10 protein-coding genes are annotated in these 12555 nt (G+C 63.6%); 5 read left to right on the top strand and 5 right to left on the bottom strand.

Annotated features, from left to right (window positions below; genetic code table 11):
• Positions 1-4: 4 nt before the first annotated feature.
• From AACY25_RS16005 to AACY25_RS15990, 4 genes are all read right to left on the bottom strand, one after another.
• A complete protein-coding gene (locus AACY25_RS16005) occupies positions 5-304 on the bottom strand; it encodes a YceK/YidQ family lipoprotein (protein WP_339525835.1) in 300 nt (99 codons plus the stop codon).
• A complete protein-coding gene (gene ubiX / locus AACY25_RS16000) occupies positions 297-929 on the bottom strand; it encodes a flavin prenyltransferase UbiX (RefSeq protein ID WP_339525832.1) in 633 nt (210 codons plus the stop codon). Before ubiX ends, AACY25_RS16005 begins: the two co-directional genes overlap by 8 nt.
• Before the next feature lie 148 nt (positions 930-1077).
• Positions 1078-2427, bottom strand: coding sequence for a UDP-N-acetylmuramate:L-alanyl-gamma-D-glutamyl-meso-diaminopimelate ligase (gene mpl / locus AACY25_RS15995; RefSeq protein WP_339525830.1), 1350 nt, complete (start codon positions 2425-2427; stop codon positions 1078-1080).
• A gap of 114 nt (positions 2428-2541) precedes the next feature.
• The gene (locus AACY25_RS15990) at positions 2542-4443 is read right to left on the bottom strand and encodes a sigma-54-dependent Fis family transcriptional regulator (RefSeq protein ID WP_339525828.1); all 1902 of its coding nucleotides are present in this window, start codon (positions 4441-4443) and stop codon (positions 2542-2544) included.
• Positions 4444-4746: 303 nt separating this feature from the next.
• Between AACY25_RS15990 and exaC the strand changes: the two genes are divergently transcribed.
• The 5 genes from exaC to AACY25_RS15965 all read left to right on the top strand — a co-directional run bounded on the left by exaC (position 4747) and on the right by AACY25_RS15965 (position 10869).
• Positions 4747-6267, top strand: coding sequence for an acetaldehyde dehydrogenase ExaC (gene exaC / locus AACY25_RS15985; protein WP_339525826.1), 1521 nt, complete (start codon positions 4747-4749; stop codon positions 6265-6267).
• 187 nt (positions 6268-6454) lie between these two features.
• On the top strand, positions 6455-7903 hold the full coding sequence (eat, locus tag AACY25_RS15980; RefSeq protein ID WP_339525825.1) for an ethanolamine permease: 1449 nt from the start codon (positions 6455-6457) through the stop codon (positions 7901-7903).
• 58 nt (positions 7904-7961) lie between these two features.
• Positions 7962-9356, top strand: a complete 1395-nt coding sequence (locus tag AACY25_RS15975; RefSeq protein WP_339525824.1) for an ethanolamine ammonia-lyase subunit EutB — start codon at positions 7962-7964, stop codon at positions 9354-9356.
• A gap of 99 nt (positions 9357-9455) precedes the next feature.
• Entirely contained in the window at positions 9456-10268 is an 813-nt protein-coding gene (gene eutC / locus AACY25_RS15970) for an ethanolamine ammonia-lyase subunit EutC (protein WP_339525823.1), read from the top strand.
• 133 nt (positions 10269-10401) lie between these two features.
• Positions 10402-10869 (top strand): GNAT family N-acetyltransferase, encoded by a 468-nt coding sequence (locus AACY25_RS15965; protein ID WP_090255651.1) that lies wholly within the window; start codon positions 10402-10404, stop codon positions 10867-10869.
• Positions 10870-10906: 37 nt separating this feature from the next.
• Here AACY25_RS15965 and AACY25_RS15960 read toward each other — a convergent pair whose 3' ends face one another.
• Positions 10907-12505, bottom strand: coding sequence for a SpoIIE family protein phosphatase (locus tag AACY25_RS15960; RefSeq protein ID WP_339525821.1), 1599 nt, complete (start codon positions 12503-12505; stop codon positions 10907-10909).
• Positions 12506-12555 lie beyond the last annotated feature (50 nt).

The following is a 12555-nucleotide window of genomic DNA, read 5'->3' as shown; positions in this document are numbered from 1 at the left end:
GCCGCTACAAACCGCCGCTGATTCCTAGATTGAGGCCGATGGCAGTAGCCAGAGACAGCGGCAGCAACAGGGTATCCAACAACGCGCTAACCGGCAGATCGGCGGCAGGATAAGTCGGTGCCTCGGCGCCGAAATGCTCATTGGCGCAGCAACCGCCCTGCAGCGCATACAGGTTCAATCGGGTACCCGCATACACCACCGGCGCGCCTGGCTTGGCGGCATCCAGGGTGCGCACGGTGGCGCAGCCGCTGAGTGTCAGGCCCAACACCAGGCAAACGGCCGCGCGAGCAAAAGGCTTATTCATCCGGAGTGATCTGATGGTGCTCGCCCCAGCGCGGCAGCATGTCCTGGGGGATGTTCAGGCAGTTGAGGATGCGCGCCACCACAAAATCAATCAGATCATCAATGGTCTGCGGCTGGTGATAAAAGCCCGGCGCGGCCGGCAGGATGGTCGCGCCCAGGTTCGACAGCTTGAGCATGTTCTCCAGATGAATACTGGAAAACGGCGCCTCGCGCGGCACCAGAATCAGCTGACGACGCTCCTTCAGCGCCACATCGGCGGCGCGCTCGATCAGGTTATTGCAGGCCCCGGTGGCAATCGCCGACAGCGTGCCGGTGCTGCACGGGACCACCACCATCGCCGAGGGTGCGCCGGAGCCGGAGGCCACCGGCGCCATCCAGTCTTCTTTGCCGTATACGCGAATCTGCCCCGGCGCGGCGCCGGTGTACTCGCTCAAGAACGCCTGCATGGCCTGGGGTTTGGCCGGCAGGCTGACATCGGTTTCGGTGGCCATCACCAGTTGCGCGGCCTTGGAAATCAGAAAGTGCACCTCGCGCTCTTCCTGCACCAGGCAGTCGAGCAGGCGAAGGCCGTACTGAGCGCCGGAAGCGCCGGTCATAGCCAAGGTAATACGTTCAGGACCGCTCATAAATTCACTCTCAAAGCTGCTGCGCTTGCTTATGCTGCGTTGAAAGCGTGCTCGGAATGCTCATTTACAGCAGTAAACTCCGCTTCCTCGCAGGCTTTCGCCTTACCTAATCTGCGCTCGCGACGCTTTGAGCGCGAATTTTGGCTCTCTATAAAAGGGCCGCAGCCAACTTGCCATGCAAACCGCCAAAGCCGCCGTTGCTCATCACCACGATCTGGGTGCCCGGCGCGGCTTCGGCTTTGACCCCGGCAATGATCGCTTCCAGAGAATCGCAGACCTGGGTCGGCACGGTCGACGTAGCCACGGTGCCGGCCAGGTCCCAACCGAGATTCGGCGGTGCGTACCAGTACACCGAATCGGCCTGCACCACGGATTCCGGCAGACCATCACGGTGCGCACCGAGCTTCATCGAGTTGGAGCGCGGCTCGACGATGGCGATTAGTTTGGCATCGCCGATGCGCTTGCGCAGTCCATCCAGGGTGGTGGCAATCGCCGTCGGGTGGTGGGCGAAGTCGTCGAAGATGGTCACGCCATTCACTTCAGCGACCTTCTCCATACGCCGTTTGGCGTTGATAAAGCCGCACAGCGCGGCGATGCCCAGCTCCGGCACCACGCCGACATGCCGCGCCGCCGCCAGCACCGCCAAGGCATTGGCCACGTTGTGCTGGCCAGTCAGTTGCCAGTCCACGGTGCCGGCAACCTTGCCGTCGAAACTCACCTCGAAGCGCGAGCCGTCGGCACTGAGCAGACGCGCCTGCCATTGCCCGCCATCGCCGGTGGTTTGCACCGGCGTCCAGCAACCCACCTCGATTACCCGCTTGAGTGCAGGTTCGGTGGTCGGGTGAATGATCAGACCGTCGCCCGGAATGGTGCGCACCAGATGGTGGAATTGCCGCTCGATAGCCGCCAGATCCGGGAAGATATCCGCGTGATCGAACTCCAGGTTATTCAGGATCGCGGTACGCGGGCGGTAGTGAACGAACTTGCTGCGCTTGTCGAAGAAGGCGCTGTCGTACTCGTCGGCCTCGACCACAAAGAACGGCGTGCCACCCAAGCGCGCGGAGATACCGAAGTTCTGCGGCACGCCGCCAATCAGAAAGCCCGGGCTCATGCCGGCATGCTCCAGCACCCATGCCAGCATGCTCGAACTGCTGGTTTTACCGTGGGTGCCGGCCACCGCCATAACCCAGCGCCCCTGCAATACATGGTCGGCCAGCCACTGCGGGCCGCTGACGTAGGGCAGGCCCTTGTTCAGCACATATTCCACCGCCGGATTGCCGCGCGACAGAGCATTGCCAACCACCACCAGATCCGGTGCCGGGTCGAGTTGGGCGGCGTCATAGCCTTGGGTCAGTTCGATGCCCTGAGCCTCCAGCTGGGTGCTCATAGGCGGATAAACGTTGGCGTCAGAGCCGGTCACGCGGTGGCCGAGTTCCTTGGCCAGCACGGCCAGCGAGCCCATAAAAGTGCCGCAGATGCCGAGAATATGGATATGCATGATTTACCTTGGAGGCGTCGTCAGAGCCGGTGAATAAGGCGGGATAAAAACTGGCCGCAGATTAACACAGCGCCGCCACCCCGCAGAGGCGGGGCGTGATCCAACAGGCGCGGCTTATAGCGTTGAACGCAGCTTGATGCCGTGCTTGCGCAGCTTGCGGTACAGGGTGTTGCGGCTGATGCCAAGCTGCTCGGCGCTGCGGCTCATCTGCCAGTGCTGCGCCTCTAGGACCGCGAGCAGCGCCTGGCGTTCGGCGTCGCCTAGCTGGTCGGGCTTGGCGTTGGGTAACAGGGTAAGTGCGGGGCGTGCATGGCGAATTTCGGCGGGCAGTTCGGCGTGACTGATTACGCCGAGCTCGCAAAGCGCGCAGAGGGTGCGCAGCACATTGCGCAGCTGGCGCACATTGCCTGGCCAGGGGTAAGCGAGCAGCGCCTCGCGGGCCGCATCATCAAGCCGCGCCGATTGCCCGCGCGCCTCTTCGGCCAGGAGAAAATCCAGCAATGCCGGCTTGTCGCTGCGCTCACGCAGCGGCGGTAGGTCGATCACCAGGCCATTGAGGCGATAGAACAGGTCCTGACGAAACTCACCGCTGGCCACCCGCTGAGTGAGGTCACGGTGGCTGGCGCTGATCACCCGCACATCGATGGCCTGCGATTCACCACCAATAGGCTCGACCCGGCGCTCTTCCAATACCCGCAGCAAACGAGTCTGCAGCGCCAGCGGCATATCGCCGATCTCATCGAGAAACAGGGTGCCGCCATCGGCCTGTTGCAACTTGCCACGCATGCCTTCCTTGCGCGCGCCGGTAAAGCTGCCGCCGCGATAGCCGAACAGTTCGCTCTCGATCAGGCTCTCGGGAATTGCTGCGCAGTTCAGCGCGATAAAGGGCTTGCCGCCACGCGAGCTGACCTGATGCAGGGCCTTGGCAAAGGCCTCCTTGCCGGTGCCGGTTTCCCCGCCGATCAGCAGCGGCACATCACGCTCATACACCCGCAGTGCACGGCGGAAATCACTCTGCAAACCAGGGTCAGCCAGACACAACCCAGGCGTTGCCAAGGCCGCCGCCAGTGCCTGAGTACTGCGCCGAGGCTGGCCACGCAGCATGGCAAACAGCAGCTGGCCGCGCTGGGTATACAACGGCCAACTGGCGCTAGGCTGCGCCGAAGCACGACCGAGCAGGTCATCCAGGCGGCAGTCAAACACCTCGATCAAGGTGCGCCCGAGCAGTTGCCGACGCGACAGACCCAGCAAGTTGATCGCGCTCTGATTCACCGCACTCACTCGCCCATCACCGTCGAAGGCCAGCAGGCCTTCGCTGAACTGGCCGATATATTCGGCCTGGGCGTGGAAGCGCAGCAGCCACTCACCTTCATAGCTGCGTAGAAAGTGGCAGCCCTCAATGGCCTTGGCCGACAGGTTGACCAGGGCCATGGTGTGAAACTGGCTCTGCCGCGACACGTCGTGCCGAGCCGAGGACACGTCGAGCACCGCCAACAGCTCGCCATGTGGGTCGAACACCGGGCTGGCCGAGCAGGTCAGCCCGGTATGCCGGCTGCGGAAATGTTCGTTCTGGTGGATGGTCAGCGGCTGGCGCTCGACCAGGCAGGTGCCGATGCCGTTGGTGCCTTCGCAGGCCTCGCTCCAGTCGGCACCAAGCCACAGCCCGGCCTGCTCGAAGGTGCGCTTTTCCGCCTGTTCGGTGACGCAGTTGAGGATGACCCCACGCGCATCAGTCAGCAAAACAGCATGACCGCTGCCGGCCAGCTGGCGGTGCAAACTGTTCATCTCGTGGCTGGATATCTCCAGCACCTGCTGCAGCTGCTCGCGCCGCTCAAGCATATGCGCGTGCTCAATCACCGCCGGCGGGATGCTCTGCGCCGGGTGGAGGTGGTGCTGCTGCAGGCAGCGCAGCCAGGAGCGCGCCACCGAGGAATCGGCAGCCGGGCCGGCGAGTTGTCCGCGGCCTTGAGCCACGGTCAGCACCTGCTGGGCGTGGCGGCTTGCAGGGTTGTGCATTGTTATTGTTCTCCGCGTTGGAGGTGCACGTGATGGCCGAGCATCTACCAGCTTTCCGGCCATTGCAAGACGCGCTGACCGGTGAGTCATCGCGCTGTATCGGCCCTGGTACAGAGTGTCACGCGGGCTGTATCAGGGCCGATACAGGCGCCCTGCTCCAGCGCCCCATCAAAAACCACACAGCCGCTCTAAAACGGGCATCACGCACGCCTGGCCCAGCCCTTGCTCTGTCTCTGCACAAGCGCCACAGCGCGCCTTTCGCTGCATCACCAGAACAAGCATAAGAACCAGGAGATATTCAGCATGCGTTACGCCCATCCCGGTACCGAAGGTGCCCTCGTTTCCTTCAAATCCCGTTACGGTAACTACATCGGCGGCGAGTTTGTCGCGCCGATCAAAGGCCAGTACTTCACCAACACCTCGCCGGTGAATGGCCTGCCGATTGCCGAGTTCCCACGCTCCAGCGCCGAGGATATCGACAAGGCGCTGGACGCCGCCCATGCCGCTGCCGATGCCTGGGGCCGCACTTCGGTGCAGGAGCGCTCGCTGACCCTGCTGAAGATCGCCGACCGCATTGAAGCCAACCTGGAAATGCTCGCGATCACCGAAACCTGGGACAACGGCAAGGCCGTACGCGAAACCCTCAACGCCGATATTCCCCTAGCTGCCGACCACTTCCGCTACTTCGCCGGCTGTCTACGCGCCCAGGAAGGCAGCGCCGCCGAGATCGACGGCAACACCGTGGCCTATCACATCCATGAGCCGCTGGGCGTGGTCGGGCAGATCATCCCGTGGAACTTCCCGCTGTTGATGGCCGCCTGGAAACTCGCCCCGGCCCTGGCCGCCGGCAACTGCGTGGTGCTCAAACCGGCGGAGCAAACGCCGCTGGGCATCAGCGTGCTGATGGAGCTGATCGGCGACCTGCTGCCGCCGGGCGTGCTCAACGTGGTGCAAGGTTTTGGCAAGGAAGCAGGCGAAGCCCTGGCTACCAGCAAGCGCATCGCCAAGATCGCCTTTACCGGCTCGACCCCGGTTGGGGCACATATCATGAAATGCGCCGCCGAGAACATCATCCCGAGCACCGTGGAGCTGGGTGGCAAGTCGCCGAACATCTTCTTCGAAGACATCATGCAGGCCGAGCCAAGCTTTATCGAGAAAGCCGCTGAAGGTCTGGTGCTGGCGTTCTTCAACCAAGGCGAGGTGTGCACCTGCCCATCGCGAGCGCTGGTGCAGGAATCGATCTACCCGGCCTTTATGAAAGAGGTGATGAAGAAGGTCGAGCAGATCAAACGCGGCGACCCGCTGGACACCGACACCATGGTCGGCGCGCAAGCCTCCGAGCAGCAGTTCGACAAGATCTTGAGTTACCTGGAAATCGCCAAGCAAGAAGGCGCCGAACTGCTCACCGGTGGCGCGGTGGAAAAGCTCAGCGGCACCCTGGACGGCGGTTACTACATCCAGCCGACCCTGCTCAAGGGCCACAACAAGATGCGCGTGTTCCAGGAGGAAATCTTCGGCCCGGTGGTCAGCGTCACCACCTTCAAGGACGAAGCCGAAGCCCTGGCGATTGCCAACGACACCGAGTTCGGCCTCGGCGCCGGCCTGTGGACCCGCGATATCAACCGCGCCTACCGCATGGGCCGGGCGATCAAAGCCGGGCGCGTGTGGACCAACTGCTACCACCTCTACCCGGCGCATGCCGCCTTCGGTGGCTATAAGAAGTCCGGCGTCGGCCGCGAAACCCACAAGATGATGCTCGACCACTACCAGCAGACCAAGAACCTGCTGGTCAGTTACGACATCAACCCACTCGGCTTTTTCTAAGCCCCTGCGCAACCGCAGCCGATGCCGATGCCGGAAACGACATCGGTTTGCCCGCTCGCGCCTCAGGTCTAGACCAGGGGCGTAGTTGGCACAGCGGTTGCTGATCCACTGGGTAACACTCTTCCCTCAAATAGCTACACGCCTGGCCGGGCCTGCGCCTCGGCCAGCTTGTTGATAAGGAACTCCCATGGCAGCAGAACAAATCAGTGCGGTAGGTCTACCGCAAGGCCCCGATTTAGAGCAGGTCGATGCCGATTACTTCCAAAGCAGGCAATTGAAGAAGGGCGCAGCAGGCTGGGTATTGCTGGTCGGCCTGGGCGTTGCCTACGTGATTTCCGGCGATTATGCCGGCTGGAACTTCGGTCTAGCCCAGGGCGGCTGGGGCGGTATGTTTCTCGCCACCCTGCTGATGGCGCTGATGTACCTGTGCATGTGCTTCTCCCTGGCTGAACTGTCCTCGATGATCCCCACCGCTGGTGGTGGCTATGGCTTTGCCCGCAGCGCCTTCGGCCCCTTGGGCGGTTTTCTCACCGGCACGGCAATCCTCATCGAGTACGCCATTGCCCCGGCCGCGATTGCGGTGTTTATCGGCGCCTACTGCGAGTCGCTGTTCGGCATTGGCGGCTGGGCGATCTACCTGGCCTTCTATGTGCTGTTTATCGGCATCCATATCTTCGGCGTCGGTGAGGCGCTGAAGCTGATGTTTATCATCACCGCCGTGGCAGCGATTGCCCTCGGCGTGTTTATCGTTGCGATGGTGCCGCACTTCTCGGTGGCCAATCTGCTCGATATTCCGGTGAGCGAAGCAACCGGCGCCAGCAGCTTCCTGCCGTTCGGCTATGTCGGCGTGTGGGCGGCGATCCCCTATGCGATCTGGTTCTTCCTCGCGGTCGAAGGCGTGCCGCTGGCCGCTGAAGAAACCCGCAACCCGCAGCGCGATATGCCGCGCGGGCTGATCGGCGCCATGCTGGTGCTGCTGGCCTTTGCTTTGCTGATTCTGGTGGTGGGCCCAGGCGGCGCCGGCGCCAACGCGCTGATGGCCTCCGGCAACCCGCTGGTGGAAGCCCTGACCATTGCCTACGGCGAATCCACCTGGATGAGCAGCTTCGTCAACCTGATCGGCCTGGCCGGTCTGATTGCCAGCTTCTTCTCGATCATCTACGCCTACTCCCGGCAGATCTTCGCCCTGTCGCGCGCTGGCTACCTGCCGCGTTCGCTGTCGCTGACCAACAAGAACAAGGCCCCGGTGCTGGCGCTGATCGTGCCTGGCCTGATCGGCTTTGCCCTGTCGCTGACTGGCCAGGGTGACCTGCTGATTCTGGTGGCAGTGTTCGGCGCCACCATCTCCTACGTGCTGATGATGGCCGCACACATCACCCTGCGCGTGCGTCGCCCGGAGATGCATCGCCCGTATCGCACCCCAGGCGGTATCGTCACCTCGGGCATCGCCCTGGTGCTGGCCTGCGTGGCCGTGGTTGCAGGCTTCCTGGTCGACCCACGGGTGGTGATTGGCGCTGCGGTTATCTACGCCGTGCTGATAGCCTACTTCGCCCTGTACAGCCGCCATCATCTGGTGGCCGGTACGCCGGAAGAAGAATTCGTCGCCATCGGTAAAGCCGAGGCCGCGCTCAAGTAGCCAAGTAACACCGCCACGCTGGTGCAGCTGCGCCAGCGCGGCGTTTTGGAGACACGCGATGTCCAGTTTTCAGCATACGGTAGGCGGTGAAACCTACCGTTTCGATAGCCTTGCCGAGGTGATGGCCAAAGCCAGCCCGGCGCGCTCCGGCGACTTTCTCGCCGGTGTGGCGGCGAGCAATGCCGGCGAACGGGTCGCGGCGCAGATGGCCCTGGCCGATATTCCGCTCAAGCATTTCCTTACCGAGGCACTGATTCCCTACGAGGCTGATGAGGTCACCCGGCTGATCATCGATAGCCATGATCCGGCGGCCTTCGCCCCGGTCAGCCACCTCACCGTCGGCGGCTTTCGCGACTGGCTGCTCGGCGACAGCGCCGACGAAGCCAGCCTGCGCGCCCTTGCGCCCGGCCTGACGCCAGAAATGGCGGCGGCGGTATCGAAGATCATGCGCGTGCAGGATCTGGTGCTGGTGGCGCAGAAAATCCGTGTGGTCAGCCGTTTTCGCAACACCGTCGGCCTGCGCGGGCGCATGTCCACCCGCCTGCAGCCCAATCACCCGACCGATGAGCCGGCCGGCATCGCCGCGAGCATTCTCGATGGCCTGCTGTACGGCAACGGCGACGCCATGATCGGCATCAATCCGGCCACCGACAGCATCAGTTCGATCTGCGAGATGCTGAAGATGCTCGACGGCATCATCCAGCGCTATGAAATCCCCACCCAGGCCTGCGTGCTGACCCACGTCACCACCTCAATCGAGGCGATCAACCGTGGCGTGCCGCTGGACCTGGTGTTCCAGTCGATTGCCGGCACCGAGGCGGCCAACGCCAGCTTTGGCGTCAGCCTGCAGATTCTCCAGGAAGGCTACGACGCCGGCCTGAGCCTCAAGCGCGGCACCCTCGGCGACAACCTGATGTATTTCGAAACCGGTCAGGGCAGCGCGCTGTCCGCCGGTGCTCACCATGGCCTCGACCAACAGACCTGCGAGACCCGCGCCTATGCGGTGGCGCGGCATTTCAAGCCATTTCTGGTGAATACCGTGGTCGGCTTTATCGGCCCGGAGTACCTGTATAACGGCAAACAGATCATTCGCGCCGGCCTGGAAGACCACTTCTGCGGCAAGCTGCTGGGCCTGCCGATGGGCTGCGACATCTGCTACACCAACCACGCCGAAGCCGATCAGGACGACATGGACGTACTGCTGACCCTGCTCGGTGTGGCCGGGATCAACTTCATCATGGGCATCCCCGGCTCCGACGACGTGATGCTCAACTACCAGACCACCTCCTTCCACGACGCGCTGTATGCCCGGCAGAGCCTGGGGCTGAAACCGGCCCCCGAGTTCGAAGCCTGGCTGCAGCGCATGGGTATCTTCACCCAGGCCGATGGCCGCCCGCGTATGGGCAACAGCCTGCCGCCAGCGTTTCGTCAGGCGTTGGCGCAGCTGAGCTGATATCGAATCCGTAGGAGCGGCGGGGGTGCCTAACCCATGCCCGCGATAGCGGCTTCGCGGGCATGGCCCGCTCCTACAAAACCTTCGCGGAGATTGCTTATGTACGATGACAGCCCACTCAGCGGCGCCAGCGAGAATCCCTGGCAGCAACTGCGCAACCTCACCCCGGCGCGTATCGCCCTCGGCCGCGCCGGCACCAGCATGCCGACCCGCGCCCAGCTGGATTTCCAATTCGCCCACGCCCAGGCCCGCGATGCCGTGCACCTGCCGTTCGATCACGCCGCATTGGCCGCCGGCCTGGCCCACCAGCATCGGCAAAGCCTGCAGCTGCACAGCGCCGCCAAGGACCGCGACACCTACTTGCAACGCCCGGACCTCGGCCGGCGCCTAAGTCACGAATCCGCCGAGCTGCTGGGCCAGCACCGCGAAAACAACCCGGATGGCTACGATCTGGCCATCGTTATCGCCGACGGCCTGTCTGCCTTGGCCGTACACCGTAACGCCCTGCCGATGGTGGCGCATATCGAAGAACAGGCCGCTGCCGAAGGCTGGCGCGTGGCCCCCGTCGCACTGGTCAGCCAAGGCCGTGTGGCCGTTGCCGATGAAGTGGCCGAACTGCTCGGCGCGCGCATGGTGGTGATCCTGATCGGCGAACGTCCAGGCCTGAGTTCACCGGACAGCCTGGGGCTGTACTTCACTTACGCGCCCAAGGTCGGCCTGACCGACGCCTACCGCAACTGCATCTCCAATGTGCGTCAGGAAGGCCTGAGCTACGCCATGGCCAGCCATCGCCTGCTGTACCTGATGCGCGAGGCCTGCCGCCGCCAGCTGTCGGGGGTCAACCTCAAGGATGAGGCTGAAGTGCCGCTGCTCGCGGGCTCAAGCATGCGCGAAAACTTCTTGTTGGGCTAAGCGCTGCGCGGCATTACAGGCAAACGCTTGTTTGGATTGCACTTTCCAAAAGCTTTAGGCAGCATCGGGGTCGTTCGCAGGCAGCGCTGCCGTGTTGCCAAAGCCATCCACATGACTGAAGTAGAGGCTCACCATGCGCATTGTCCAAGCGACCCTGGAGCATCTGGATCAACTTACGCCATTGTTCGTCAATTACCGCGAACACTTCGGCCAGCTGCCCTACCCCGACTCCTCGCGCAAATTTCTGGAAAAGCGCATCAGCCGCAAGGAATCGGTGATCTACCTGGCCATGGCCGACGATGAAGAGAAGATTCTCGGCTTCTGCCAGCTCTATTCGAGCTTCTCCTCGCTGTCGCTCAAGCGCGTGTGGATTCTCAACGACATCTACGTCTGCCAGGACGCGCGCCGCCAGCTGGTGGCCGACCGCTTGATCCAGACAGCCAAACAGATGGCCAAAGAGACCAACGCGGTGCGTCTGCGCGTGGCCTCCAGCGTCGACAACGAAGTCGCCCACAAGCTCTACGAATCCATCGGTTTCAAGGAAGACACCGAGTTCAAGAGCTTTGTCCTGCCGATCACCGAAGACTTCACCGCGCCGTAAGTCTTTGACTGAGCCAGCGCGCGCTGGCTCAGTTCTCTCAACCCTTCAGGCTAAGCCACAACCCCACGCCCAGTTGCAGCATCAACAGAGCCAGCGCCGCTACGTGCCAACTCTGCCGATAGTCCCGTGTGCGGCGCGCCGGTGCCGGCTGATGCAGTAACGGCTGCTGCAAGGCATGCTGAAACTCCGACAGCGCCTCAAAGCGCGCCTCCGGCCTGGGCGCCAAAGCCCTCGCCAGCACACCGTCCCAGCCCAATGGCACCTGCACACTGAACTGCGCCAGCGGCATATAACGGCTATTGCCGTCGGCATCTGCCTGCGCCACCTCAGGCCAGCGCCCGCAGAACAGCCAGTAAGCCAGCGCCGCCAGGGCAAACTGGTCGGCGCGGCCATCCAGCGTACGCCCGGCGCGCACCTCGGGCGCTAGCGGCACCGCCTGTTCAGGCAATGTCTGCTGTGGCACGCCAGGCAGCAGCGCGGCATATTCGGGCAGCAACAGTAGCCGGGCGCCGTCATCCAGCAGGATATTGCGCGGGGCCAGCCACAGCCCCTGAATGCCACGCCGCTGCAAGCCACGCACGGCGGCGATCAATTGCTCAAGCACGGTCAACACCGTCAAAGCGTCTACCGGGCCATGAGCCGCCACCCAGTCGTTCAGGCTGCGCATACCCTTGCCCGCTGGCTCGAACAACCAGAAGGCATGCTCGCGCGGCTGATGCGAAGACATCACCTGCGCCAGACTGGCCACCGGACTGCGCCGCAACGCCCACTCGCGCTGCCAGAAGGCTTCTCCCGCATCCTCCTCAGCCAGCCACAGCATGGCCTCGCGACCCCGTGGATCGGTGGCGCGGAACACCCGCCCAGGCGGGCCAAAAGGACAGGACGAGAGCAGCACCCAGCCATCCAACTGCAAACCCGGCTGTGCATCGACGACCATCCGCCAGGGCTTGCGCGGGGCCAGCTCAGGCGCGCTATCAGCCTCGCGCGGCAGCAATAGAACCGCTGCCCCAGGTGCCCGCAGCAATGGCGCAAGCAGCTCCGGCAGCGGGTCATCCTGCAGGGTACCGCCTGCGCCAGAAAACCCTCGGAGGTCCGCCACATCCAGCAGCGGCTGCGGCGCCAGCAGCAATAGCTCGCCAGGGCTCAGGGTCAGGCGATGTTGAACCAGCGCCAGCTCAGCCTGCGCACCCAGCAGCAGGCCCTCACGGCCAGCCAGGCTGGCTGCTGTGTTGCCTTGATAACGCCGCAAACCAATGGCGCCAGCCTGGAGAAACTGCGCCTCGCCGTTCTGCAGCAGTAACAACCCGGCACTCAGCTGAGCAATGCGGCGCCCGGCCTGGCGCTGATGAAACAGCTGCTGATTAAGCGCCGCCAGCACCTGCCGCGCCGCCTGGGCTTCGCTCCAGCCGCCGGGGGTGCAACAGCAATCGGCCAGCAGGCCGTCCTGGTACGCCTCCAGTGTGCGCACTACATCAGTGCAGTCACGGGCCCAGAGCAGAGCCACCAATAACACCGGCGGCCGTCCCTCGCGCCCCGGCAGCCAGGTTGCGCGGGCCCGTGCGGCCTGGCAGGGCAGGTCGAGCCCCTGGCCACAGAGCAGTTTTATGGTGGGATGATGCAGACGCTCGATCGACATTGGCAGCCCTCCCAGGTCGCGGATAAGCATGCCTTTGCAGCCTTTGTGCC

The organism is Pseudomonas sp. EA_35y_Pfl2_R111 (genome assembly GCF_963970955.1).
Lineage (GTDB): Bacteria > Pseudomonadota > Gammaproteobacteria > Pseudomonadales > Pseudomonadaceae > Aquipseudomonas.
This window is presented reverse-complemented; position numbering and strand designations above follow the sequence as displayed.